General features: G+C 71.9%; 22 protein-coding genes and 2 tRNA genes. 12 read left to right on the forward strand and 12 right to left on the reverse strand.

Translation table 11 applies throughout. The annotated features are described in order from the left end of the window. Positions 1-17 precede the first annotated feature (17 nt). Both ACFQE5_RS13070 and ACFQE5_RS13075 read left to right on the forward strand, forming a co-directional pair. Positions 18-1,574, forward strand: a complete 1,557-nt coding sequence (locus tag ACFQE5_RS13070) for an AMP-binding protein (RefSeq protein ID WP_379585165.1) — start codon at positions 18-20, stop codon at positions 1,572-1,574. Next, complete coding sequence (locus tag ACFQE5_RS13075) at positions 1,571-2,053, forward strand: DUF2127 domain-containing protein (protein ID WP_379585166.1); 483 nt, start codon at positions 1,571-1,573, stop codon at positions 2,051-2,053. The genes ACFQE5_RS13070 and ACFQE5_RS13075 overlap by 4 nt, the downstream gene beginning before the upstream one ends. Positions 2,054-2,108: 55 nt before the next feature. Here the strand turns inward: ACFQE5_RS13075 and glpK are convergent, their stop codons facing one another. Then, a complete protein-coding gene (gene glpK / locus ACFQE5_RS13080) occupies positions 2,109-3,629 on the reverse strand; it encodes a glycerol kinase GlpK (protein WP_379585167.1) in 1,521 nt (506 codons plus the stop codon). Positions 3,630-3,684: 55 nt separating this feature from the next. On the opposite strand from glpK, the gene ACFQE5_RS13085 reads away from it, so the two are divergent. Continuing rightward, positions 3,685-4,824, forward strand: coding sequence for a PQQ-dependent sugar dehydrogenase (locus ACFQE5_RS13085; RefSeq protein WP_379585168.1), 1,140 nt, complete (start codon positions 3,685-3,687; stop codon positions 4,822-4,824). A gap of 78 nt (positions 4,825-4,902) precedes the next feature. On the opposite strand, the gene ACFQE5_RS13090 is transcribed toward ACFQE5_RS13085, so the two are convergent. Then, entirely contained in the window at positions 4,903-5,865 is a 963-nt protein-coding gene (locus ACFQE5_RS13090) for an asparaginase (RefSeq protein WP_379585169.1), read from the reverse strand. A gap of 234 nt (positions 5,866-6,099) precedes the next feature. On the opposite strand from ACFQE5_RS13090, the gene ACFQE5_RS13095 reads away from it, so the two are divergent. Then, complete coding sequence (locus ACFQE5_RS13095) at positions 6,100-7,173, forward strand: class 1 fructose-bisphosphatase (RefSeq protein WP_379585170.1); 1,074 nt, start codon at positions 6,100-6,102, stop codon at positions 7,171-7,173. A 13-nt stretch (positions 7,174-7,186) separates the two neighbouring features. Next, positions 7,187-8,071 carry a phosphoribulokinase gene (locus ACFQE5_RS13100; protein WP_379585171.1) on the forward strand — a complete coding sequence of 295 codons (885 nt, stop codon included), beginning with the start codon at positions 7,187-7,189 and terminating at the stop codon, positions 8,069-8,071. A gap of 225 nt (positions 8,072-8,296) precedes the next feature. Here ACFQE5_RS13100 and ACFQE5_RS13105 read toward each other — a convergent pair whose 3' ends face one another. The 4 genes from ACFQE5_RS13105 to orn form a co-directional block, all read right to left on the reverse strand. Then, positions 8,297-9,028 (reverse strand): flavodoxin family protein, encoded by a 732-nt coding sequence (locus ACFQE5_RS13105; protein ID WP_379585226.1) that lies wholly within the window; start codon positions 9,026-9,028, stop codon positions 8,297-8,299. 510 nt (positions 9,029-9,538) lie between these two features. Then, positions 9,539-9,614: transfer RNA gene (locus ACFQE5_RS13110), tRNA-Lys, on the reverse strand. A gap of 98 nt (positions 9,615-9,712) precedes the next feature. Next, positions 9,713-9,785, reverse strand: a tRNA-His gene (locus tag ACFQE5_RS13115). Between the two features lie 35 nt (positions 9,786-9,820). After that, a complete protein-coding gene (gene orn / locus ACFQE5_RS13120; protein WP_379585172.1) occupies positions 9,821-10,459 on the reverse strand; it encodes an oligoribonuclease in 639 nt (212 codons plus the stop codon). 31 nt (positions 10,460-10,490) lie between these two features. On the opposite strand from orn, the gene ACFQE5_RS13125 reads away from it, so the two are divergent. Continuing rightward, positions 10,491-12,020, forward strand: coding sequence for a helicase HerA-like domain-containing protein (locus ACFQE5_RS13125; protein ID WP_379585173.1), 1,530 nt, complete (start codon positions 10,491-10,493; stop codon positions 12,018-12,020). 37 nt (positions 12,021-12,057) lie between these two features. On the opposite strand, the gene ACFQE5_RS13130 is transcribed toward ACFQE5_RS13125, so the two are convergent. Both ACFQE5_RS13130 and ACFQE5_RS13135 read right to left on the reverse strand, forming a co-directional pair. Beyond that, a complete protein-coding gene (locus tag ACFQE5_RS13130) occupies positions 12,058-13,611 on the reverse strand; it encodes a PH domain-containing protein (RefSeq protein ID WP_379585174.1) in 1,554 nt (517 codons plus the stop codon). After that, entirely contained in the window at positions 13,608-14,105 is a 498-nt protein-coding gene (locus tag ACFQE5_RS13135) for a PH domain-containing protein (protein ID WP_379585175.1), read from the reverse strand. Before ACFQE5_RS13135 ends, ACFQE5_RS13130 begins: the two co-directional genes overlap by 4 nt. 106 nt (positions 14,106-14,211) lie before the next feature. On the opposite strand from ACFQE5_RS13135, the gene ACFQE5_RS13140 reads away from it, so the two are divergent. Then, positions 14,212-15,735, forward strand: coding sequence for an acetyl-CoA acetyltransferase (locus ACFQE5_RS13140; RefSeq protein WP_379585176.1), 1,524 nt, complete (start codon positions 14,212-14,214; stop codon positions 15,733-15,735). Positions 15,736-15,745: 10 nt separating this feature from the next. Here the strand turns inward: ACFQE5_RS13140 and ACFQE5_RS13145 are convergent, their stop codons facing one another. Both ACFQE5_RS13145 and ACFQE5_RS13150 read right to left on the reverse strand, forming a co-directional pair. Further along, positions 15,746-16,489 (reverse strand): siderophore-interacting protein, encoded by a 744-nt coding sequence (locus ACFQE5_RS13145; protein ID WP_379585177.1) that lies wholly within the window; start codon positions 16,487-16,489, stop codon positions 15,746-15,748. After that, positions 16,486-17,142: a TetR/AcrR family transcriptional regulator gene (locus ACFQE5_RS13150; protein WP_379585178.1), complete on the reverse strand. Its 657-nt coding sequence runs from the start codon at positions 17,140-17,142 to the stop codon at positions 16,486-16,488. The genes ACFQE5_RS13145 and ACFQE5_RS13150 overlap by 4 nt, the downstream gene beginning before the upstream one ends. Before the next feature lie 72 nt (positions 17,143-17,214). Here ACFQE5_RS13150 and ACFQE5_RS13155 point away from each other — a divergent pair, with 72 nt between their 5' ends. The 4 genes from ACFQE5_RS13155 to ACFQE5_RS13170 all read left to right on the forward strand — a co-directional run bounded on the left by ACFQE5_RS13155 (position 17,215) and on the right by ACFQE5_RS13170 (position 23,034). Continuing rightward, positions 17,215-18,681: a flavin-containing monooxygenase gene (locus ACFQE5_RS13155; protein WP_379585179.1), complete on the forward strand. Its 1,467-nt coding sequence runs from the start codon at positions 17,215-17,217 to the stop codon at positions 18,679-18,681. A 391-nt stretch (positions 18,682-19,072) separates the two neighbouring features. Next, positions 19,073-20,443: an FAD-binding oxidoreductase gene (locus ACFQE5_RS13160; RefSeq protein ID WP_379585227.1), complete on the forward strand. Its 1,371-nt coding sequence runs from the start codon at positions 19,073-19,075 to the stop codon at positions 20,441-20,443. Beyond that, on the forward strand, positions 20,440-21,873 hold the full coding sequence (locus ACFQE5_RS13165) for an AMP-binding protein (RefSeq protein ID WP_379585180.1): 1,434 nt from the start codon (positions 20,440-20,442) through the stop codon (positions 21,871-21,873). The genes ACFQE5_RS13160 and ACFQE5_RS13165 overlap by 4 nt, the downstream gene beginning before the upstream one ends. A gap of 141 nt (positions 21,874-22,014) precedes the next feature. Then, positions 22,015-23,034: a PHP domain-containing protein gene (locus ACFQE5_RS13170; RefSeq protein WP_379585181.1), complete on the forward strand. Its 1,020-nt coding sequence runs from the start codon at positions 22,015-22,017 to the stop codon at positions 23,032-23,034. A gap of 70 nt (positions 23,035-23,104) precedes the next feature. On the opposite strand, the gene ACFQE5_RS13175 is transcribed toward ACFQE5_RS13170, so the two are convergent. Together ACFQE5_RS13175 and ACFQE5_RS13180 are read right to left on the reverse strand one after the other, a co-directional pair. Next, positions 23,105-23,653: a DUF1707 SHOCT-like domain-containing protein gene (locus ACFQE5_RS13175; protein WP_379585182.1), complete on the reverse strand. Its 549-nt coding sequence runs from the start codon at positions 23,651-23,653 to the stop codon at positions 23,105-23,107. A gap of 9 nt (positions 23,654-23,662) precedes the next feature. Next, the gene (locus ACFQE5_RS13180) at positions 23,663-24,112 is read right to left on the reverse strand and encodes a cupin domain-containing protein (protein ID WP_379585183.1); all 450 of its coding nucleotides are present in this window, start codon (positions 24,110-24,112) and stop codon (positions 23,663-23,665) included. A 179-nt stretch (positions 24,113-24,291) separates the two neighbouring features. On the opposite strand from ACFQE5_RS13180, the gene ACFQE5_RS13185 reads away from it, so the two are divergent. After that, positions 24,292-25,152 (forward strand): glycoside hydrolase family 16 protein, encoded by an 861-nt coding sequence (locus ACFQE5_RS13185; protein ID WP_379585184.1) that lies wholly within the window; start codon positions 24,292-24,294, stop codon positions 25,150-25,152. The last annotated feature ends 36 nt before the right edge of the window (positions 25,153-25,188 follow it).

Here is a 25,188-nt window from a genome sequence, read left to right on the forward strand (position 1 = left end):
GTGCAGGAGGTCGTCCGATGGTCGCCGATCCCGACGTCCCCGTCCCCGACGCGCTCGCCGCCCATGCGGCCGCGAGCCCCGGGCGCCCCGCGATCATCGACGAGCGCGGGACCCTCGGCTTCGGTGAGCTCAACGCGATGGTCAACCGGCTCACGCACGGCCTGCTCGGGCTCGGGCTCCGGCCGGGCGACCGGGCGGTGTGGTGCGGTCCGAACAGCCGCGAGGTGGTCACCTTCGTGCACGCTGCACGCAAGATCCAACTGATGGCGGTGCCGCTGGCCTACCGGTTCACCGCGGACGAGATGCGCTACGTGATCGCCGACAGCGAAGCCGTGCTGGTCGTGGTCGACGCCGAGCAGGCCGGTCGGATCGCGGCGATCCGGGCGGCGCTGCCCGCGGTGCGGCACGTTGTCGTGTTCGGTGGCGAGCCGTTCACCGGTGCGCTGGCCTGGGACGACGTGCTGGCCGTCGGTGCGGAGGGCGACCCCGCGGTCCCGGCTGGTCCGGGCGGCTCGATGATCTACACCTCGGGGACGACCGGGAGACCCAAGGGCGCGTTGCGCGGGCCGGTCGACCCCGCGATGACCGCCGCGATGGTGCATTCGCTGCGGCTGCAGCCCGGCAACGAGGTGCACCTGACCACCGGTCCGCTCTACCACTCCGGTCCGCTGGTCTGCGCGAGCCTCAACCACACGCTCGGCGGCACGGTCGTGCTCATGCGCCGCTTCGATGCACAGCGCTGGCTCGATCTGGTCCGCGAGCACCGGGTGACGAACACGTTCACCGCCCCCACGCAGCTCAAGCGGATCGTCTCACTGCCCGCCGAGGTGCTGATGCGCGCCGACCTGTCGTCGATGCGGTCGTTGGTGGTCAACGCGGCACCGATGCCCTATGCGCTCAAGCAGGAGGTGATTGCGCGGTTCGGCGATGGCTTCCTGTTCGAGGTCTACGGATCTACCGAGCTCGGCGTCGCCACTGTGCTCGCGCCGGAGGATCAGCTGCGCAAGCCCGGCTCCTGCGGGCTACCGGTGCCGGGTGTCGAGGTCGCCGTGCTCGACCCCGATGGGACCCCGGTGGCGGTCGGTGTCGCGGGGGAGCTGTTCGTCCGGTCGTCGGCCACCTACCGGGGCTATCACGGGCACGGCCCCGCCGTGGAGCGGGACGGCTGGAAGTCCGTCGGCGACGTCGGCTACCTGGACGAGGAGGGCTACCTCTCCATCTGCGACCGGCTCGGCGACATGATCATCACCGGTGGGATGAACGTGTATCCCGCCGAGGTCGAGGCGGTGCTGCATGCCCATCCCGACGTCGCCGACGTCGCGGTGTTCGGGGTGCCGTCGGCCGAATGGGGCGAATCCGTGCACGCGGTGGTCGTGCCACGGCCGGGGCGCACACTCGACCCGGACGAGCTCGACAGGCATGTCCGCCGGTACCTCGCTGGGTACAAATGTCCGCGGACGTGGAGCGAACGTGCGACGTTGCCGCGGACGGAATCGGGCAAACTCCTCAAACGGCAGCTGCGCTCCGAACACTCGGCGGGTCAAGGAAATGGCGGCATGGGGCTCACCCGATGAGCGCACGTCAGCGGGCGGATCTCACCGAGCGGCTGTTCACCCTCGCGCTGCTGATCAAGGGGATCGACGGTGCCATCGAGCTGATCGGGGCCGTCGTGCTACTGCTGGTCTCGGGAGCGGCGGTGCACCGGCTGGTGGGCGAGGTGCTGGCCCACGACCTGCTCGGACCGCCCAGCGGCTCGCTCGCCCGGCACTTCGTGGCCAGCACCGCCGAGTTCGCGTCGGGGAACCGGGCGTTCGCGGTGCTCTACCTCGCCCTGCACGGCATCGTGAAACTCGCGCTGGTCGCGGCGCTGCTGCGCCGGTGGCTGCCCGCCTACCCGATCGCGGTCGTCGTGCTGGGGGCGTTCGTGGGTTACGAGATCTTCCGGGCCACGCAGACCGGTTCGGTGGTGCTGCCGTTCCTCGCCGCGATCGACGTCGCGATCATCGTCGTGATCATCCGGGAGTACCTGCTGCTACGCGCCCGTGAGCGCTGAGTGCCGCCCGGCGGACACCGCCGCGCGAAACCAGATCCGGCTCCGGCCCGACCCGTCACTCGCCGGGCGTCAGCCAGTCGAAGGTGCGTCGCACGGCCTTTCGCCAGCGGGCGTATCCGGTCTCGCGCTGCTCGGCGCTCCACCGCGGGCTCCAGCGCTTTCCCTCGTTCCAGTTCTCCCGCAGCTCGTCGGTCGACTTCCAGAAGCCGACGGCGAGCCCGGCGGCATAGGCCGCGCCGAGCGCGGTCGTCTCCGCGACGACCGGGCGGCTCACCGGAATGCCGAGCACGTCGGCCTGGATCTGCATGCACAGATCGTTGGCGGTGACGCCGCCGTCGACCTTGAGCACCTCCAGCTGCACGCCGGAGTCGGCCGCCATCGCCTCGGCGACGTCGCGGCTCTGGTAGCAGATCGCCTCGAGGGTGGCCCTGGCCACGTGCGCGTCCGTGTTGAACCGGGAGAGCCCGAGGATCGCGCCGCGCGCCTCCGAGCGCCAGTACGGTGCGAACAGCCCGGAGAAGGCGGGCACGAAGTACACCCCGCCGTTGTCCGGCACCTGCCGGGCGAGAATCTCCGACTGCGCGGCGTTGGAGATGATCCCCAGCTGGTCGCGCAACCACTGCACCGCGGAACCGGTGACCGCGATCGAGCCCTCCAGAGCGTAGACGGCGGGCTCGTCGCCGAACCGGTAACAGACCGTCGTCAGCAGTCCCGACGTCGATCTGACGAGCTCGGTCCCCGTGTTGAGCAGCAGGAAGTTGCCGGTGCCGTAGGTGTTCTTGGCCTCGCCGGGGGCGAAGCACACCTGGCCGACCGTTGCGGCCTGCTGGTCACCGAGGTCGCCGGTGAGCGGCACCGCACCGCTCAGCGGACCCGCGGGGCGGGTCGTACCGTACGGGTCCGGCGAGGAGCTGGACCGGATCTCGGGCAGCATCTGCCGCGGGATGCCGAAGAACCCGAGCAGCTCGTCGTCCCAGTCCAGGGTCTCGAGGTTCATCAGCATGGTGCGGCTGGCGTTGGTCACGTCGGTGACGTGCACGCCGCCGTCCCGGCCGCCGGTGAGGTTCCACAGCAGCCAGCTGTCGGTGGTGCCGAAGATCGCGTCGCCGCGTTCGGCGGCGGCGCGGACGCCGTCGACGTTCTCCAGGATCCACTGGAGCTTCCCGCCGGAGAAGTAGGTCGCGGGCGGCAACCCGGCCTTGCGCCGGATGACGTCGCCACGGCCGTCCCGGTCGAGCGCGGCGGCGATGCGGTCGGTGCGGGTGTCCTGCCAGACGATCGCGTTGCAGAGGGGACGGCCGGTGCGCCGGTTCCACACCACCGTGGTCTCGCGCTGGTTGGTGATTCCCAGCGCCACCAGGTCGTTCGCGGTGAGCCCGGTCCGGTTGAGCGCGGTCTGCACGACCGCGCAGGTGCGTTCCCAGATCTCCACCGGGTTGTGCTCGACCCAGCCGGGCCGCGGCAGGATCTGCTCGTGCTCGAGCTGGTGTCGGCCCACCTCGTCACCGCCCTGATCGAAGATCATGAAGCGGGTGCTGGTCGTGCCCTGGTCGACGGCGCCGATGAGCTCGGCCATGGGTCTCCTCGCGGGTCTCGGTCCTCGCAGACTAGCGGGCCGCTAGCGTGCGGGTGTGCGCATCGCAGCCATCGGCGTCGCCCTCGTGCTGTCGCTGACGCTCGCGGCATGCGGCGGGGCCGGGCCGGCGACGCCGTCGGGGGCGGACGCCGTCGTCGAGGTCGCCGCCACGGCACCGAGCGGATCGCTGATCCCGCAGCGGGCGGCCGGGGCGCCCCGAACGCTCGTGACCGGCCTCGAGGTCCCGTGGGGGCTGGCGTTTTTCCCGGACGGTTCGGCGCTGGTCACCGAGCGCGAGTCGGCGCGGCTGCTGAGGGTGTCTCCCGAAGGCGCGGTCACCCCGGTGGGGACGGTGACCGGTGTCGCGGCCCGCGGCGAGGGTGGGCTGCTCGGCGTCGCGGTGTCGCCGGCGTTCGCCACGGACCGGGCGGTCTTCGTGTACTACACCTCGGCCACGGACAACCGGGTGGTCCGGCTGCGGGTCGCCGCCGACGGCACGATCGACGGTGCGGCGCAGCAGGTGCTCGTCTCGGGTATCCCGGCGGCCTCGATCCACAACGGCGGCGGGCTCGCGTTCGGCCCCGACGGCCTGCTCTACGTCGCCACCGGTGACGCGGGTCGTGGCGCTGCGGCACAGGACCTCGGCGATCTCGGGGGCAAGATCCTGCGCATCACCCCCGACGGCGCCCCTGCCGCGGGTAACCCGTTCGGCACGGCGGTGTTCACCTACGGGCACCGCAACGTCCAGGGCCTCGCGTTCGGCCCCGACGGCAGGATGTACGCCACCGAGTTCGGGCAGAACAGGGTGGACGAGATCAACCGCATCACCCCGGGCGCGAACTACGGCTGGCCCACGGTCGAGGGCATCGGACACCGGGCCGGGCTCACCGATCCGTTGCTCACCTGGACGACGAGCGCCGCCTCGCCCAGTGGCCTGGCCTATGCGGGCGGGTCGCTGTGGGCGGGCGCGCTGCGCGGGCAACGGCTGTGGCGGGTCCCGCTCGCCTCGGGCGGCACCGGCGGCGCCGAGCCGGTCGGCACGCCGCAGCCGCTGTTCACCCACGAGTTCGGCAGGCTGCGCGCGGTCGTCGCGACCCCGGACGGCTCGGCTTTGTGGATCACCACCAGCAATCGGGACGGCCGTGGCTCGCCCACCGCCGAGGACGACCGGATCCTGGTGGTCCGGCTGAGCTGAGCGGCCGTGGTCCGGCCAGCCGGCGGGTGTTCGACCGGCTCGGCGGTCTCGGCTCGGGCCGGTGATCGGCTGGGTGTCCTACGCCGAGAAGGCGACGGGCTCGACGCGGCCCACCGGGGTGCCGTGCCCCAGCACGTCGACGCGGCCGAGCCGGTCGAGCGCGGGCGCGTCGACGCCCAACCGTCGCAGGGCCGCCGCCACGACCGCGGGAACGGGCCGCGGCGAACCATCGAGGATCTTGACCGCCAGCGCCCGCCCGTCGGGCAGCGCCGCCGCGAACACGCCCTCCGCGCCGTCCTTGGCGACCAGCCCGGGAACGGCCTGGAGGAACCGGGTCACCGGGCGGCCGGTGCCGCCCAACCACCAGGGGTGTGCCCGGATGGCCGCGGCCACCCGGCCTTCCGGGGTCCCGGCGGGTTCGACGGCGATCCGGGCGAAGGCCCGCGCGAGCCCGCCGATCGTGCAGGAGAACAGCGGCGCGCCGCACCCGTCGACTCCCACGTGCGTGACCGCATCACCGGTCAGTGTGGTGACGTGCTCGGCGATGGCCAGCTGCAGCGGATGGCCGGGATCGCGGTAGGTCGCGGTGTCCCAGCCGGCGGCGACACAGGTCGCCAGCATCGCGGCATGCTTGCCGGAGCAGTTCTGCGCGGTCGCGGAGGGTGGGCGGGCGGCGGCCCGCCAGACGAACGCCGCCTCGTCGTCCAGCGGGACGGCGGGGGTGTTCTGCAGGTCCGGCTCGCCGCGCCCGGCCCCGTGCAGGATGCGCCGGACTCCGTCGAGGTGATCCGGCTCGCCGGAGTGGCTGGCGCAGGCCAGGGCCAGCGGCGCGTCGTCGAGATCGAGCCCGGCGCGGAGCATCGCGGCGGCCTGCACCGGTTTGAGCGACGAGCGAGGAAAGAACGTCGCGGCCGGATCGCCCAGGCACCCGCGGAGGTGTCCGTCCGGTCCGAGAAGGGCGACATGGCCGAGATGCACCGACTCGACGACTCCGCTGCGCACCACCCGCGCGACCGGCACCGCCCCGTCCTCCACCGACACGTCCCACGACGCTACCGGTGGACCGGAACGCGTGGTCACCCCCGGCGCGGCGGCCATCGGGCATCGACGATCCCGGTGGTGTGAGTGATCGACGGCACGCGGCTCCACCCGCGTGCCCACCCCGCTGGGGGATGGCCCACGCGCGCCTCGGTTGGAGGCTTGTCCGGGCGGTTCGGTTTCCGGGCAGGACCGGCCTGCCCACCGGTCATCTGTCCGCCGTCCCGAGGGAGAGCCATGCTCGCCGACCGCACGACGCTCGCACAGTTCCTCATCGAGCAGCGGCGGCACCATCCGGACGCGAGCGGGGATCTGAACGGTCTGATCCTCGATGTCGCGTTCGCCTGCAAGGCGATCGCCAAACGGGTCGCCCAGGGCGCGCTCGGCGGGGTGCTCGGCGCAGCAGATCGGACGAACGTCCAGGGTGAGGCTCAGCAGAAGCTCGATGTGCTGGCCAACGAGCTGTTCCTGAGCGCCAACGAGTGGGGCGGCTACGTGGCGGGCATGGTCTCGGAGGAGATGGAAGCGCCCTATCTCCTGCCGACGCGGTACCCGCGCGGGAAGTATCTGCTGGTGTTCGACCCGCTCGACGGTTCGTCCAATATCGATGTCAACGTCTCGGTCGGCAGCATCTTCTCGATCCTGCGGGCCCCCAACCCCGGTGCCGACCCGGCCATGGAGGACTACCTGCAACCCGGCACCGAGCAGGTCTGCGCGGGATATGCGATCTATGGCCCCTCGACGATGCTCGTCCTCACGGTGGGGACCGGGGTGCACGGCTTCACGCTCGAACCCCAGCTCGGGGAGTTCATCCTCTCCCACCCGGCGATCCGGCTTCCGGTCGCCGCGAGCGAGTTCGCGATCAACGCCTCGAACCGGCGCTTCTGGGAGCCGGCGGTGCGGCGCTACGTCGACGAGTGCCTGGCAGGCCGCACGGGGCCGCGGGCCAAGGACTTCAACATGCGCTGGGTCGCGTCGCTCGTCGCCGAGACACACCGCATCCTCACCCGTGGTGGCGTGTTCCTCTACCCGCGCGACTCGAAGGACCCGGCCAAGCCGGGCCGGCTGCGGCTGCTGTACGAGGCGAATCCGGTGGCGTTGCTCATCGAGCAGGCGGGCGGCGCCGCGAGTACCGGGCGGGGCCGGGTGCTGGAGGTCGTGCCCGACGACCTGCACCAGCGCATCCCCCTGATCTTCGGGGTGACCGAGGAGGTCGAGCGGATCGAGCGGTACCACCGCGAGAACAACGAGCGAACCTTCGACTCTCCGCTCTACGCGACCCGCGGTCTGTTCCGCGCGACGGCTGTCTGAGGAAGGGCGACACGTGTCACAGAAGCACCCCATCATCTCGGTCACCGGTTCCTCCGGCGCCGGCACGACCTCGGTCATGCGCACGTTCGAGCAGATCTTCCGCCGGGAGGGGGTGAACGCGGCGTTCATCGAGGGCGACAGCTTCCATCGCTACGACCGGGTCGAGATGCGGGCGGCCATGGCCGACGCGCACGGCCGCGGCGACGATTCCTTCAGCCACTTCGGGCCCGAGGCGAACCTGTTCGGCGAGCTCGAGGAGCTGTTCCGGACCTACGGCGAGACCGGCACCGGCAAGGTCCGCCGCTACCTGCACGACGAGGTGGAGGCGGCGCCCTACGGGCAGGAGCCGGGTACGTTCACGCCCTGGGAGAACCTGCCCGCGGACTCGGACCTGATGTTCTACGAGGGCCTGCACGGTGCGGTCGTGACCGACGAGGTGGACGTCGCCCAGCACGCCGACCTGCGCATCGGGGTCGTTCCGGTGATCAACCTGGAGTGGATTCAGAAGATCCAACGCGACAAGACGGCGCGCGGCTACTCCACCGAGGCGGTCACCGAGACGATCCTGCGGCGGATGCCCGACTACGTGAACTACATCTGCCCGCAGTTCTCCCGGACGGACGTCAACTTCCAGCGGGTCCCGGTGGTCGACACATCCAACCCGTTCATCGCCCGGACCATCCCGACGCTGGACGAGTCGATGCTCATCATCCGGTTCCGTGACCCGCACGGAATCGACTTCTCGTACCTGCTCGCCATGCTGCACGACTCGTTCATGTCGCGGGCGAACACCATCGTGTGCCCGGGCGGGAAGATGGACCTGGCGATGCAGCTGATCTTCACGCCGATGATCCTGCGGCTGATCGAGCGACGCAAGGCCGCGCTCCGGAGCCGGTGAGGCCCGCCGCGCAGATCGCGGACCGGCGGCGAGGCGGCCGGCGCCGGGCCAGGCCCCCGCTGCGGCGATCGAAGATCGGCATTTGGGCAGCGTGAGCCGCGTTCTTCGCGGCTCACGTTTCCGGATCGTCGATCACGCCCGTCACCGCGTCGAACGGCCCGGGAAGCTAAAGCGGTGGCTCAGCGGCGCCGAACGGGGTTCGGCGTCACCGCCGTGGCCGTCTCCCTACCGGTAGTCGGGGTTGTCGTAGCTGAAGTGGCAGCCGGCGTCCCATTCCGAGCGCTGGTTGCCGTAGGCGGGAATGCCCCCGGCACCGCGCAGCATCGCGGCCAGGTGCAGCAGGTTGTAGGTCATGAACGTGGTGTTGCGGTTGGTGAAGTCGTTGTCCGGGCCGCCGGAGCCCTCGTCGAGGTAGGACGGGCCGGGCCCGGCCTCGCCGATCCAGCCGGCGTCGGCCTGTGGCGGGATCGTGTAGCCGAGGTGCTGCAGGCTGTAGAGGATGTTCATCGCGCAGTGCTTGATCCCGTCCTCGTTGCCGGTGAGCAGGCAGCCGCCCACGCGGCCGTAGAAGGCGTACTGGCCCCGCTCGTTGAGCAGCGCGGAGCAGCCGTAGAGCCGCTCGATCACCCGCTTGGTCACCGAGCTGTTGTCGCCGAGCCAGATCGGCCCGGCCAGCACCAGGACGTCCGCGGCCAGCACCCGCTCGAACAGGGCCGGCCACTCATCGCGCGCCCAGCCGTGCTCGGTCATGTCCGGCCACACCCCGGTGGCGATGTCGTGGTCGATCGCGCGGAACTGGTCGACCTCGACGCCGAGCGTGCGCATCAGCGCGACGCTGCGGTCGACCAGGCCCTGGGTGTGGCTGCGTTCCGGGGAGCGCTTGAGCGTGCAGTTGACGAACAGCGCGCGCAGCCCGTCGAACCGCGGTGCGGCCGACGACGCAGCGGTGGTGCCCATCGGGCCGGTGCCGGCGGTCGGGGCCGCGTCGCCGCGGGTCATGAGAGCTGCTCGCGGTGCTCGGCGCCGGCCAGCTCGCCGTCGATGGTGATCGCGAACCGCGATCGTTCGGGTGCGTCGGTCACGGCGATGCCGAGAGCCTGCGGGTGCTGGTCCATCAGCGTCCTTTCCGTGCGTGTCCTTCGGCGGGCCGGCGTCGACCGGCCCGCCGCACCAGGTCCGGGGTCGATCCTGCCCGGTATCCGCCCACGCCGACATGCGGAACGTGCTGGGTGGGAATCACCGTCCGGCCAGAACCTGGCCGGACGTGCCCGGACTTGACGCAGGTGGCGATCGCCGCACTGCTCGCCGTGGCGCAGGACCACGCGTTCGGTCAGCGGCCCAGCACCTCGCGACGGCCGCCCGTCGGGGCGGCCCCGGCCGGGGAGAGCGGGCGGGCCAAGAGGGGGTTGTCGTACGAGTGGCCCCTGATCGAGGCAGGCCGCAGCGACAACGCTGCGGCCTGCCTGGTGGTGCGCCGCCAGGGACTCGAACCCCGAACCCGCTGGTTAAGAGCCAGCTGCTCTGCCAATTGAGCTAGCGGCGCAGATCTTGACTTGTTCTGTTGTCGCTGCGCCCCACCGCTCGACGCCTGCGGAACGCTAGCACAGCGTCTCGCAGGACCGGCGGCGGGACTCCGCTCCGGGTGAGTGACGGGACTCGAACCCGCGACTTCCTGGACCACAACCAGGTGCTCTACCAGCTGAGCTACACCCACCATCAGCACCGACCGCGGCCGGTGTTGACACGATCCTAGCGCCCGGCTCCGTCCCCCTCGACAGGGGCTCCCGGCTGTGGTTCGGCGAGCCCCGCGGCGACCGCCTTGGCCTGTGCCGCGCTCGGGCCGGGCGGTGTCACGAACATCGTCTTGCGGTAGAAGGTCAGCTCGCGGATCGACTCCCGGATGTCGGCGAGCGCGCGGTGGGCCAGCGTCTTCTCCGGCTTGGTGCTGAACACGCCGGGGTACCACCGCCGGGCGAGTTCCTTGATCGAGGAGACGTCGACGCTGCGGTAGTGCAGATGCGCGTCGAGTTCGGGCATGTCGCGGGCCAGGAAGCCGCGGTCGGTCGCGATGGAGTTCCCGGCCAGCGGCGCGGTGCGGGGCTCGGGGACGTGGGTCCGGATGTAAGCCAGGGCGAGCCGCTCGGCCTCGGCGAGGCTCACGGTCGACCTGCGCACCTCGTCGGTGAGCCCGGAGCGGGCGTGCATGTCCCGCACCACCTCGGGCATCCCGGCAAGCGCGGATTCGTCGGCGTGGATGACGACGTCCACGCCCTCGCCGAGCACCGTCAGCTCGCCGTCGGTGACCAGCACGGCGATCTCGATGAGGGCGTCGCGCCGCAGGTCCAGCCCGGTCATCTCGCAGTCGATCCACACAAGACAGTCGTTCATTCCGTCACACTAGGCGCTAGGCTCCGAGCCCGTGGGGCAGAACCCGAACGCCGCCGCGCAGATCGCCGCCGGTTACGCGACCGAGGGTGCGGCACTCGAACTCGGTGCGGTCGTGGTCGACGGTGCGGTCGACCCGACGGCGCGGGTGCGTATCCCGTTCGCCACCCTGAACCGCCACGGTCTCGTCGCCGGTGCCACCGGAACCGGGAAGACCAAGACGTTGCAGGGACTCGCCGAACAGCTCTCCGGGGCCGGCGTGCCGGTGCTGCTCGCCGATGTCAAGGGTGACCTGTCGGGGCTGGCCAGGGAGGGCGTGTCCAACGCCAAGATCGAGAGCCGGGCCGCGGACACCGGCGACGACTGGACGCCCACCGCCTTCCCCGTCGAGTTCGTGTCGTTGGGTGGCAACAGTTCGGCCGTTCCGATCCGGGCGACGCTCACCCAGTTCGGCCCGATCCTGCTCGCGAAGGTGCTCGATCTCAACGACACCCAGGAGTCGACCCTCGGGCTGATCTTCCACTGGGCCGACCAGCGGGGGTTGCCGCTGCTGGACACCAAGGACCTGCGGGCGGTCATCCAGCATTTGACCTCCGACGAGGGCAAGGCCGACCTCAAGGGGATCGGCGGGGTGTCCTCGGCGACGGCCGGGGTCATCCTGCGCGCGCTGGTCAACCTGGAGGCCCAGGGCGGCGAGGACTTCTTCGGCGAGCCGGAGTTCGATCCGGCCGATCTGATGCGGGTGGTCGACGGCAAGGGTGTGGTGACCCTGCTCGAACTGGCCGACCAGGCCACCAACCCGCGGCTGTTCTCCACCTTCCTGATGTGGCTGCTCGCCGAGCTGTTCGAGCAGCTGCCCGAGGCGGGTGACCTCGACCGGCCCAAGCTCGTGTTCTTCTTCGACGAGGCACATCTGCTGTTCACCGACGCCTCGAAGGCGTTCCGGGAGCGCATCGAGCAGACGGTGAAGCTGATCCGGTCCAAGGGCGTCGGCGTGTTCTTCTGCACCCAACTGCCCACCGACGTCCCGAATGCGGTCTTGTCGCAGCTCGGCGCGCGGATCCAGCACGCGCTGCGGGCGTTCACCCCGGAGGACCAGGCGGCGCTGGCCAAGACGGTCAAGACCTACCCGACCACGAAGCACTACCGGCTCGACGAGGCGCTGACCTCATTGGGCATCGGTGAGGCGATCGTGACGGTGCTGTCCGAACGGGGTGCGCCGACGCCGGTCGCCTGGGCCCGGATGCGGGCGCCGCGCTCGCTCATGGCCGCGATCGGCGACGACGCCGTGACGGCGGCGGCCAAGGGTTCTCCGCTGTACGCCAAGTACGGCGAGACCGTCGACCGGGAGTCGGCCTATGAACGGCTCACCGCCAGGATCGCCGAGGTTCCTGCGGCGCCGCCGAGCGCCGAGTCCGAGCCCCCTCGCGGGCAGCGGGAGGAGACGAGCGTGGTCGCCGAGGTGCTCGGCTCGCCGGTGGTGAAGTCGTTTCTGCGTTCGGCCGCCAGCGCGCTGGGCCGGGAGGTCACCCGCGGCCTCTTCGGAACCCGTCGCCGCCGCTGACCCCCACCTGTGAGTGCGTAACAGTGTTAGAACACTGTTACGCACTCACAGGTGGGGTTGAGCTGGGGGTGGGGCGCATCGGGTCGAACAGGCCCGGGGTGGTCGCGTCGGCCAGCGCCACTCCGTCGGCGGCGAGGATGTCGAGCACCTCGTAACCACGGTCGCCCGCCGCCGTGACGGCCTGCACGGTCACCAGCCCGGACCGGCGCTGAAAGACGCTCTGCCGGAACGTCCAACCGATCACGCCGGATCGCTGCAGCGCGACCGTTCGCCGGTGCAGGCTGCCCTGCCGGGCGACCAGGTAGCGCTCGGTCAGGGCGTGACCGAGGTTGCGGTAGCGGTCGAGTCCGAGCAGGAGGGCGATCGGCAGCAGGGCCAGTGAAGCCGGACCGACCCAGTCGAGGGTCGGCCACCGTGCCGCGACCAGCCACGCCACCCCGACCAGCGCCGCCGCTGACCCGAGCGCTCGGGTCAGCCGCCGGGTCAAGGCCGCCCGCGGGTGCCGCGACAAGGGTGCCCCGATGATCACCGACGGGTGCTCGCGCAGTACCGCCGCCGCCACCCGACCGGCCTCGGCGCGCGGGACCGGAGGCTGCAGCGCACCACCGTGGGCGCCCTTCTCCAACCCGGTCGACACGGCCCACGCCTGCGCTCCGCGGCCGGCCCGCAGCAGCAGCGGCTCGCTGACCAGGACCCCGCGCAGCCGTCGCCCGGACACCGACAGCGACCGCCGGGTCAGCAGGCCCCGCCGCACCCGCAGCGTTCCGTCAGCCTCGCGGGTCAGCCGGTAGCTCCACCAGCGCTCGACGAACAGCACCACCGAACCGACGACGGCGAGCACCAGCAGCAGCACGCCCACGACCGCCGTCCCGAGCCAGACCGGCGCCGCGGCGAGGCGGTCCGCGGCCACACCGACCGTGGGGACATCCAGCGGATCGACGCCCAGATCGTCGAACAGCCGCCAGAGCGCCCCGAGCACCACCCCGATCCCGGCCAGCGAGGAGACCGTGAGCGGCGCGTAGCGCACCCACGACGGGTCCAGCCGGGCCAGCTCCTCGGCGGGCGGCGCGGCGGGGGCCGCCACCTCGGCGCCGGGCGCCGGAGCGCGGCGCGCCAGCAACTCCCGACGCAGCCCCTCGGCCTCCGCGGTGCTGACCGCGTCGAGGTCCAGTTGATGCGCTCCGGCGTGCGAACCGGCGGCCGCGCTCACCCGCACCACACTCAGCCCGAAGATCCGGTGCACCAGCTTGGCCGTGAGATCGACGGTGCGGATGCGGTCGCGGGGCACCGAGGTGCGTTGCCGGTGCAGCCAGCCCTTGTGCAGCTCGACACGGTCGTCGGTGATCCGGTACCGGGTGGTCTGCCAACGGAGCGCACCCAGCAGCACGAGCAGGCCGGTGAGCCCGAGTGCGATCCACACCCGCATGGGGTCGCCGCGCCCGGTGAGCAACAGGATCGCCAGCACCGGCAGCAGCCGAAGGACACTGTCGAGGGGCGTGACCACGAGCATCCGGGCATCGAGGCGTCGCCAGGGGTGCGGCTGTGTAGGTGCGACCCCGGTCTGCTGCGGCTGCCGCGCGGGGCCGGTCACGTTGCGTCCCCGGGGGTGCCCTGCGTGGTCTCGGTGAGCACCCGGGCCAGCTCAGCGGCGTCGGATGCGGCCAGCCCGCTGATCTTCACCGGACCGCGCGACGACGCGGTCGTCACGGTGACGCTCGCCAGCCGCAGCAGCTGTTGCAGCGGCCCGTGTTCGGTGTCCACCGTCTGCACCCGGGAGATCGGGGCGATCCGCCATTCCCGGACCAGCCAGCCGGACCGGGTGTAGACCGCCTGATCGGTCACCTCCCAGCGATGGATCCGGAACAGGATCGGCGGGACGAGAAGCGCATACCCGGCGACGGCCACCACCGTCGCGATCATGGTGCCGATCAGCCAGCCCGGAGCGGAGTCGCCGAGCAGCAGCATCGCGACGAGCTGCGGAACGATCAACACGATCAGTGCGATGGCGGCCCGCGCCTGCCACCATCGGATCGCCCGGGGGTTCACCTGATGGGCCGGCGGGCGCAACGGCAGCGCGGTCTGCATGACTCCACTCTGCCGGACCGGGATTGCGCAGATCGGACGCCCTGACCGGCCCCGGTGCGGGCCGACCCGGCGCAACGGGGCGGCCGGCTTGTACTAGCGTCACGCGATGCACGATGCGGGAAGGCTGCCGGTGCTGGTGGGGATCGGCCAGGTCCGGGGCAACTGGGAACGGACGGTCGCGGGTGCTCGCGAGCCGCTCCGGCTCATCCTCGATGCGCTGTGCGCCGCCGCGGCCGACGCGTGCTCCGAGGCCGGCTGCCGGTTGGTGCGCGACCTCGACGTGCTCGACACCGTGCACGTGGCGAGCTGGAGCTACGCCGATCTCGCAAGTGTCCTCGCCGAGCGGCTCGGCGCGCGGCCGCGGCACCGTGGCGGTGTTCCGGTTGGCGGGCATCGCCCGGCCGAGCTGTTCGACCTTGCCGCGGCCCGGATCGCGGCTGGGGAGTCACGGGTGGCGGCGGTCGTCGGCGGGGAGGCGCAGGCGAGTGTCGCCGCACTGGCCAGGGCCGGGGTCGATCCGGCGGGTGATCTGGGCTGGAGCGCCGCACCCGGCGGCCCCGCCGAGTTCGATCCCGGGGAGTTCGGCAGCCCCGACATGCGGGCGGCCGGTCTCGTGCTGCCCACCAGGGTCTACCCGATGTTCGAGAACGCGCTGACCCACCGGCTCGGGCAGACCCCGGACGAGGGGCTCGCCTGGTCGGCCGCGCTCTACGCGGCGTTCTCCCGGGTCGCGGCCGCCAATCCGGTGGCGTGGAACCCTCGGGAGCGCAGCGCGGCCGAGATCGCCGACGTGACACCGGACAACCGGATGATCTGCGAGCCCTATCCGCTGGCGATGAACGCGATGCCGCTGGTCGATCAGGCAGCCGCGGTCGTGCTCACCTCGCTCGCCGCCGCCCGCGAGTACGGAGTTCCCGAGGAGAAGATCGTCTACGTGTGGGGCGGTGCAGGCGCCATCGACGCCGCGGACGTGTTGCAGCGACCCTCGTTCGCGGACTCGGCGGCACTCGCGTCGGTGCTGGACCGGTGCCTCGCGGCGGGCGGTCTCGCCGCGGACGAGCTGGACGCCATCGACATCGACAGCTGCTTCCCGGTGGTGCCGAAGCTTGCGATCCGGCACCTCGGGCTGTCCGCCACCGCGGTGCCGAGCGTGACGGGCGGACATTCGGCGTTCGGGGGGCCGCTGAGCAGCTACAGCCTGCACGCCCTCGTCGCGGCGGCCGGGCGGCTGCGCCGCGGGGCGCGGACCGCCCTGGTGCATGCCAACGGCGGCTACCTCACCCGGCAGCATGCGGTGCTGCTCGGTCGCGACCCGCATCCGCGCGGCTACATCGGGGAGCCGGAGCCCGTGGTCACCGCGGGCCCGGCACCGCGGGTCGTCGCGCCGGTCGAGGGTGAGGCGGTCGTCGAGACGGCGACGGTCGAGCACGCTCATGAGGCAGCCGCGGTCCGGGCGTTCCTGGTCGCGCGTACCGCGGACGGTGCGCGATTCGCCGCGCAGACCGCCCCGGGCGACGCGGCGAGCGCGCTGACGCTCTCGCTCCGCGGTGACGCCGCCGGTCGGGAGGTGGTCGGGCGCCAGGTCAGGGTGGCGCGGCGGGACAGCCACGTGGTGGTGGATCCGGCCTGACCCGGGGCGCTCAGCGGGCGCGCCAGTAGCCCGTCGCGTACACCGCGCGACGCTCGAAGCCACGCTCGCCGAGCAGATGGGTGCGCAGCTCCTTGACCGCGGCCGACTCGCCGGCCAGCCAGGCCTGCCCGTGTCCCTCGGGGAGGGTCGCCGTGCGCACCGCCTCGACCATGGGCTCGCCGGCGGCACGAGCACCGCGGTGCACCCAGCACACCTGCGCCGCCCCGGGGAGCGGCTGCTCCTCGTCGGCGTCGGCGACCTCGAGGTAGGCCATCGCGGGGACCTGCGGCGGAATCGCCTCCAGCACGGTCGAGACGGCGGGCAGCGCCGTTTCGTCGCCGATGACGACGTGGAACGCGGCCGCTGGGTCGGGCACCCAGCGTCCGCCGGGTTCGGAGACCCCGACCCAGGCGCCGGGCCGAGCATCGCGCGCCCAGGCCGCGGCGGGGCCATGGCCTTCGTGCAGCACGAAGTCGACGTCGAGCTCGCCCACGCCCGGGTCGAAGCGCCGGACGGTATACGTGCGGATCGTCGGGCGGGCCTCACCCGCAGGCCACACCGGGCCGCCGGTGCTGGCGCGCGGGATGGCCGGACGCTCCTGGCCCTCGACCGGGAAGAACATCTTGATCCTGCGGTCCGGGCCGGAACCGGGGAATCCGGCCAGCTCGTCGCCGGTCAGGGTGATCCGGATCATCCGGGGAGTGATCCGCTCGCGGCGCCGGACCTGCAGCAGCCGTGGTGCTGTTGTCGTCATCGGAGGACATTGTGCCCGCAGCGGCAGCCACCGGGTCGGCGCTCCTCGCCGTGCATCGGCGGCGCAGCCGAAATTCCCGTCCAGACCAGGTCCATCAGGTACTCGACGGCCTGCTCGCTGGTGATCTGCGGTTCACGGCTGCGCCACATGGCCAGCCGCTCACAGGCCCCGACGATCACGTTGGCCCAGCCGATGAGCCGCTGCGGATCGGCGTCCGGGGCCTGCGCCGCGAGCAGCCCGGCGATGAGGTCGGTCTGCTGGCGGCGGATCTCCTCGAGCGCCGAGCAGGTGGCCGCGGAGATCGCTGTCTCCGAGCACAGCAGCGCCCATGCGGGACGCTGGGCGTCGAGGAAGTCGAAGAACGCCTTCGTGCCGTGCCGCAGCATGTCCTGCGGACCGTCCGCGGCGGCCGCGGCGGCCGCGGTGACCTCGAGTAGCCGGGCGCGGGCCTGGGTGATGCAGGCCAGCAGCAGACCTTCCTTGGAGCCGAAGTGGGTGTACAGCACGGGTTTGGTGACGCCGACCCGTTCGGCGACGGAGTCCATCGACGCGTTCTGGTATCCCCGCTCGGCGAACACGGCCGCGGCGGCTTCGAGGATCTGCCGCTCGCGTTCGGCCCGGCCGATCCGCTGGCGGGGCGCCTTGGTCTCCACGCGCAGACCCTATCCCAGCAGTTGTTACCCATGGTAACTTACCGTTCGGTAACGCGACCGGAGGAGCGCGCGGTGGGCGAACGAGTGCCGGCGGCGGTCGAGGTCGTCATCGTCGGCAGCGGGTTCGCCGGGCTCGGCGCCGCGGTGCGACTCGACGAGGCGGGCCGCCGGGACTTCGTCGTCCTGGAGAAGGACGATGCGCTGGGCGGCACCTGGCGGGACAACACGTATCCGGGCTGCGCCTGCGATGTCGAGTCCCACCTGTACTGCTTCTCCTTCAGGGCCAATCCCCACTGGACGCGCACCTTCGCCCGGCAGGCGGAGATCTGGGACTACCTCGAGGACCTCGCCGACCACTACCGGCTGCGCGATCGCATCCACTTCGGAGCCAGGGTCGTCGGCGCGGAATGGGACGGCTCACGGTGGGATGTCCGGATCGCGGACGGCTCGACGGTGCGGGCGCGGTTCGTCGTCTGGGGAACCGGTGCGCTGCACGTGCCCTCGATCCCGGAGATCGACGGGCTCGACCGGTTCGCCGGGACCGCCTTCCATTCCGCGCGGTGGGACCATTCGCACGATCTGCGGGGCCGTCGCGTCGCCGTGATCGGGACCGGCGCCAGCGCGATCCAGTTCGTTCCGGCCATCGCGCCCGAGGTCGCATCCCTGACCCTGTTCCAGCGCACCGCGCCCTGGGTGCTGCCCAAGCCCGACCGCCCGATCGGCGCCCGCACCCGCCGATGGACGGCGCGGTTGCCGCTCCTGCACAAGCTCATCCGCTGGAAGCTCTACTGGCAGCGCGAGATGCTCGTCGCGGGTTTCCTCAACCCGAGGCTCATGACGGTGGTCGCGCGCTTCGGCCGCCGCCACCTCGACCGTGCCCTCGCCGGCGCTCCCGAGCTCAAGGCCAAGGTCACCCCGAGCTTCACCATCGGTTGCAAGCGCATCCTGCTCTCCAACGACTACTACCCGGCGCTACGCCGGGACAACGTCACGGTCGAGACCGGCGACGTCGTCCGGATCACCGAGCACGGCGTGGTGACCGCCGACGGCGTCGAGCACCAGGTCGACACGATCATCTTCGGCACGGGGTTCCGCATCGGTGACGGGATGACGCAGGTGGCGGTCACCGGCCGCGACGGCGTCAAGCTCGCCGACGCGTGGCGCGACGGCAGCCAGGCGCTGCTCGGCACGACCGTCGCGGGCTTCCCGAACCTGTTCCTCGTGGTCGGTCCGAACACCGGCCTCGGGCACAGCTCGATGATCTACATGATCGAGTCGCAGCTGAACTACATCCTCGACGCGCTGCGCGTCGTCGACCGGCACGGCGCCACGGCGATCGACACCGTCGCCGAGCGGCAGGACGCGTTCAACGCCGAGATCCAGTCCCGGCTGGAGAAGGCGGTGTGGAGCCGGGGCCGCTGCAGGAGTTGGTATCTCGACGAGCACGGCCGCAACCGCACGCTCTGGCCCGGAACCACGTTCGGTTTCCGCAGGCGCACCCGCAGGATCGATCCGGCCGACCACGAACTGCTGGCCTGATCCCGCTGTGAGTGCGTAACAGTGTTCGAACACTGTTACGCACTCACAGCGGGGTTTCACCTGGGATTCTCCGGCCGGATCCGCGTCGTGTTCGACAAGGCTGGCCGGATCACCTCCTCGGTGGCCGTCGGAGCCGGTATCGCCTGGGCTGGCGAGCTGCGGACGACCGAGATGTCGGTAAGCGTGTTCGGCCGGTCGTCGGGGTCGGGGGCAGCATCGTCGTAGCGTTCGCAGGCAGGCGCGTGTCGGCGCAGTGAGCGTTGCTGCGCCGGGACCGGGACGTCGTGGTTAGGTGGACGGCGTGCCAGCGCCGTCCACCCGCCCGTTCGGGGACCAGCATCCGCAGGCCACCCACACTGAGGCGGGTCCGCCCGACCCCGCCGCCGCGGCGGTGCTCGCCGAACTGCGTGCCGCCCTGCCGGCCGATCAACTCCTGACCGATCCCGATACCGTCGCCCCCTACGCGCACGACGAGGCGGAATGGGCCGACCACGGCCAGCCGGTCGCGGTGGTCCGCCCGCGCAGCACCGCCGAGGTCGCCGCGGCCGTCGCCGCATGCGCGCGGCACCGGATCCCCGTCGTCACCCGCGGGGCGGGCACCGGACTTTCCGGCGGCGCCAACGCGGTCGACGGCTGCGTGCTGCTGTGCACCGAGCGGATGCGCGAGATCGTCGAGATCGACGAGGCCGAGCGCCTTGCGGTCGTGCAGCCCGGTGTGGTCAACGACGATCTGCGCGCGGCCTGTGCCGAGCGCGGGTTGTGGTATCCGCCGGACCCGGCGAGCGCTCCCTGGTCGACGATCGGCGGCAACGTCGCCACCAACGCGGGCGGCCTGTGCTGCGTGAAGTACGGCGTCACCCGCGACTACGTGCTCGCGCTCGAGGTCGTCACGGCGTCCGGGGAGGTCGTGCGGCTGGGTCGGCGCACCGCCAAGGGCGTCGCGGGCTACGACCTGGTCGGACTGATGGTCGGCTCGGAGGGCACCCTCGGGGTGATCACCGAGGTCACCGTGCGGCTGCGGCCGCTGCGCACCACGGCACCGCGGACCGTCGTCGGGTTCTTCGACACGCTCGCCGAATGCGGCGCCGCCGTCGCCGCGGTCACCGCGCAGGGCCTGCAACCGGCCGCGTTCGAGCTGATCGACCGGCACTGTCTGCGCGCGGTGAACGACTGGCGACGCGCCGGGCTGCCCGAGGACGCGGCCGCGCTGCTGCTGGCCCAGACCGACCTTCCCGAGCCCGCGGCCGGCGCGGAGGCCGAGGCGATCCACGCCGCGTTCGTCGGAGCGGGGGCGAGCGAGGCGATGATGTCGACCGACCCGGTCGAGGCCGAGGCGCTGTTCGAGGCGCGACGGCTCGCCTACCCGGCGTTCGAGCAGCGCGGCGACGCCCTGCTCACCGAGGATGTGTGCCTGCCACGCGGGCGGCTGGCCGAGATGCTCGAGCGGGTCGAGGAGATCGCGGCCCGCAACGACACCTTCATCGCCAACGTCGCGCACGCGGGCGACGGCAACCTGCACCCGTTGATCATCGTTCCGCATCGGGACGAGGCCGCGAAGGCGCGAGCCCAGGTGGCCTTCGACGAGATCGTCGACGCGGCGATCGCGCTGGGCGGCACGGTCACCGGCGAACACGGCGTGGGGCTGCTCAAACGTGCCGGGATGCGCAAGGAGCTGGGCCCGGGGGCGCTGGCCATGCAGCGGGCGGTCAAGGCGGCCCTGGATCCGCACGACATCCTCAACCCGGGCAAGGTAGTGGGGTGAGCCAGCCGCTTTTCCCAGCCCTGCTCGACCCGTCCGATCGCCTCGCGCTGAGCTTCCCCGACGGTGAGCTGACCTACGCGCAGCTGGCCGACGCCGCGGCCGGGCTGGCGGGAAGGCTCGTCGGCCGCACCCGCGTCGCGGTCTGGGCGACGCCGACGCTGTCGAGCGCCGTCGGGGTCGTCGGCGCGCTCATGGCCGGTGTGGCGGTCGTGCCGATCAACCCGCGGATCGGGGAGCGCGAACTGGGGCACGTCGTCGCCGACGCCGCCCCCGACGCGGTCCTGGCCGGCCCCGACGTCGACCTTCCCGCCGCGCTGGCCGCCCTGCCCCGCGAGTCGGGGGATTTCCGCGACCGAGTCGGGGGATTTCCGCGAACCGAGCCGGCGCCCGACACGTCCGCGTTCGTCATCTACACCTCCGGCACCACCGGGCCGCCGAAGGGTGCGGTGCATACCCGCGCCGCGGTCGCGGCCAATCTCGACGCGCTCGCCGACGCCTGGGCCTGGACCGACCGTGACCGGCTCGCCCACGCGCTGCCGCTGTTCCACGTGCACGGACTGGTGCTCGGTGTGCTCGGCCCGCTGCGCCGCGGGGGGTCGCTGCAGCACCTCGGTGGGTTCGATGCCGCCGGGCTCGCCACCGCGGTCGAGGGCGGCGCGACGATGGTGTTCGGCGTCCCCACGCAGTACCACCGGCTCGCCGGAGAGCTCGCGGCGAACACCGACGCCGCCGCGGCGATCGGGCGCGCCCGCCTGCTGGTGTCCGGCTCGGCGGCACTGACCGTCGTCGACCACGCGCGGATCAAGGAGGCCACCGGGCTCGCCGTGCGGGAGCGCTACGGGCTGACCGAGACGCTCATCCTCACCGCGGCCCGAGCCGACGACGAGGTCGAGCCCGGCACCGTGGGGCGCCCGCTCGCCGGGACCGAGGTCCGGCTCGCACCCCTGGCCGCCGACTCGGGTTCCCCGGTGAGCGACGACGGGCTGGGCGCGGTCGAGGTGCGCGGCCCCGGCCTGTTCTCCGGATATCTCAACCTGCCCGACGCCACCGTCGCCGCGCACACGTCCGACGGCTGGTTCGCGACCGGCGACATCGGACGCTGGACCCCGTCGGGGGCGCTCGCCCTGGTCGGCCGGATGGCCACCGACCTGATCAAGTCCGGCGGCTACAAGATCGGGGCGGGGGAGATCGAGAACGCGTTGCTGGAGCACCCGGGTGTCGCCGAGGTCGCGGTGATCGGGGTCCCCGACGACGATCTCGGCGAGCGCGTCGTCGCGGTCGTTGTCCCGGCCGGTTCGCCGCCGGCCGCGCAGGAGCTGATCGACCACGTCGCGGCGCTGCTTGCTCCACACAAGCGCCCGCGGGAGGTCCGGTTCGTCGAGGCGTTGCCGCGCAACGACATGGGAAAGGTGCAGAAGCGCCGGCTGTAGCCCATCCCGCGAGTCGGGGTATTTCCGTGCGCGAGTCGGGGTATTTCCGTGCGCGAGTCGGGGTATTTCCGTGCGCGAGTCGGGGTATTTCCGCGACGAAGGGCCGTGCTCGTCGATGGCCGTGATGGCACGATCGCGGTCGTGAGCGAGCCTCGCGATCCCGTGGCGGACCTGCGGCGTATCGCCTTCCTGCTGGAGCGCGCGCACGAGTCGACCTACCGGGTCCGCGCCTTCCGGGGTGCGGCCGCGGCCCTGCGCCGCCGAACGATCGCCGAGCTCGTCCGGCTCGTCGAGTCGAACGAGCTGCGACGGATGCGCGGCGTGGGGGAGGTGACGGCGCGCTGTGTGGCGGAGTCGCTGGCCGGCGAGGCCCCGGTCTACCTGCGGCGGCTCGAGGCGACGCAGGGGACGCCGCTGGATGAGGTGGCCGCCGGCCTGCGGGCGGCGCTGCGCGGGGACTGCCACAGCCACACCGATGCCTCCGACGGCGGTTCGCCGCTGCGCGAGATGGTCGAGACCGCCCGCGAGCTGGGCCACGAGTACCTGGTGATCACCGATCACTCACCCCAGCTGACGGTCGCCAACGGGCTGTCGGCCGACCGGCTGCGGGCCCAGATCGAGCAGATCGGCGAGCTCAACGCCGAGCTCGACGGTTTCCGGGTGCTCACCGGGATCGAGGTCGACATCCTCCCCGACGGCGCCCTCGACCAGGAGGAGGCATTGCTCGCTGAGCTCGACGTCGTCGTCGCCAGCGTGCACTCGCAGCTACGGATGCCACGCGCGCAGATGACCGAACGCATGCTGAGGGCGATCGCGAACCCGCACGTCGACGTGCTCGGCCACTGCACCGGCCGGATGGTCACCGGGAAGCGCAAGCGCCCGGAGTCGGAGTTCGACGCCGGCGCCGTGTTCGCCGCGTGCGCCGAGCGCGGCGTCGCCGTCGAGGTGAACTCGCGGCCGGAGCGGCTCGATCCGCCGAAGCGGTTGCTGCGGCTCGCGGTGGAAGCCGGGTGCGAGTTCGCCATCGACACGGACGCGCATGCGCCCGGCCAGCTCGACTGGCTCGACCACGGGGTCGCGCGCGCGGCCGCCTGTGCGGTGCCGGTGGAGCGCGTGATCAATACGTGGCCAGCCGAGCGGCTGCTCGCCCGGAGGGGATGATCCCGCCGCGACTCGGTCGCGGAAATACCCCGACTCGCGCACGGAAATACCCCGACTCGCGGGGGAGGGGTTAGCGGCTGCTGCGGAGTTTGGCGTCGCCGAGCAGGGAGAACACCCGTATCCGCACGGTCGGTGTTCCCGGCACCCGCGGGACCGGCGCCAGGTCGATCCTGCGGTCGCCGAGCAGGGTGAATCCGCCCAGCTCCACCTCGACGCCCTCCGGCGCGATCACCTCGACGTCGCCGATCAGGCTGTAGACGTCGATCTCGATCGGACCCTCCTCGGTGATGACGGCGCTGCGCAGGTCGAGCTCGACATCGCCGATGAGCAGCACCGCCGACGTGCGGCGGCGCAGCGACCAGCGGCCGCGTCGACGGATGTCCCCGATCACGCTGACCAGCCAGGACCGCGCCGGGGTGGTCTGCCCGACGACGGCGGCGGGCAGGTCGGCGACGGTCTTGTCGATCTCGGTGGACGTCGTGGCCCGCCAGATGAGCACGCTGCGGTCGGTGAACTCGTCGAGGGTCAGCCTGCCCTCGCCCACGGCCCGTTCGAGCTGCTGCTGCGCGGTCCGCCGCTGTGGATCGAGTGACTCCGGCGGCTGCGGCGAGACGCTCATGGGGCCACCCTACGTATCCGGTTCGCCGGGTACCAACCGCTCCCCGGGCAGGAGCTCGAAGTCCGCGAAGTCGAACCCGGGGGAGACCACGCAGCTGACCAGCGCGGGCTCGGCACCCAGGAGCCGGGCCGACTGCCAGTGTCTCGGCGGGACCGCGCGCTGAGGGAGCGCGCCGGGGCCGGGGGGCCCGAGGATCACCGACCCGGTCTCGATGGGTATACGGCCGTCCCCGGCCACGGACAGCGCGATCGGCGAGCCGGCATGCCAGCACCACAGCTCCGTGGACCGAACCCGGTGCCATCGGGACTCGCCGTCGAGCAGGTAGAGGATCATGGTCGCGCTGGGTCGCGGCCCGGATGGGGTTTCGATCACCGTGGGCGACGTCCAGGTCCGCCGGTACCAGCCGCCCTCGGGATGCGCCGCCAGGTCGAGCTCGATGGCCAGCCGCGGTCTCGTCACGGGGGCAGTGTCGCCGATGCCGACGATCGCTCGCTGCGACTGATCGTACGAAAGTGATAACGGAAAGTAAGGGATGTTGATCCGAGGGTCCACCCTTGCGGGTGGTTTGGCTGCATTCTGCTCACGAACCGCGGTGAGATGTGGAGGCTGATGGGACGCGTGAGGCAGGAGGGGCAGACGTGCGAAGGTGGGACACTCGACGGGCATTGGCCGCGGTGCTCAGCGGATTCGGCCTGTTGGCCTGCGCGGGGCCGGGACCGGAGCAGCCCGAACCCGCCGGTGCGTCGTCGCAGTGCACCACCACCGCTGCCGACCGCTACGGCTGGGGCGAACCGACCCGGGTATCGCATTTCGAGCAGGACGGCGCGCTGCCCCCGGACTGGCACGCCTACGGCCCCGAGCCGGGGCACAACAAGAAGGGCACCCGCACCCCGGACGCCATCACGGTGAGCGGCGGCGCCGCGACGATCCGGGGCGCCATCGACGGAACGACCGGGGCGATGAGCTGGCATCCGGGTCAGCGCTTCGGCCGCTGGGAGGCGTGCGTGCGCGCCGACCCCGCCCACGGCGGGTACAACGCCCTGTTGCTGCTGTGGCCGGTGGCGGAGGACTTCCCGGTCGGAGGCGAGATCGACTGGATGGAGATCATGTCCGATGACCGCCAGGAGACCAGCTTCTTCCTGCACTACGGGGCGGACAACCAGCAGGACTACGGCTCGGTGCGGCACGACTCCACGCAATGGTCGGCGTACGCACTGGAGTGGACGCCGGAGCGGATGACGGCCTACGTGAACGGCGAGCCGTGGTACACGAACACCGACGCCGACCACTTCCCGCCCCGGCCGATGAACATGACCATGCAGCTGGACTACTTCCCACCCGCGGCCGGGCAGGCCGCGATGCATCTCGACTGGGCCAAGCAGTGGGCGTTGCCCGAGAGCGAGCCCGCACAGTTGTCGCTGGCCCCCGGCGACCCGGCCACCGGCCAGCCGGCCGACTACCCCGAGCGCGCTCCGCGCAGGCTCGACCAGACCTCGTGAGCGGCGGCGGACGAATCGATCTGGGGCCGTTCGCTG

Source organism: Pseudonocardia hispaniensis, from assembly GCF_042658695.1.
Taxonomy (GTDB): domain Bacteria; phylum Actinomycetota; class Actinomycetes; order Mycobacteriales; family Pseudonocardiaceae; genus Pseudonocardia; species Pseudonocardia hispaniensis.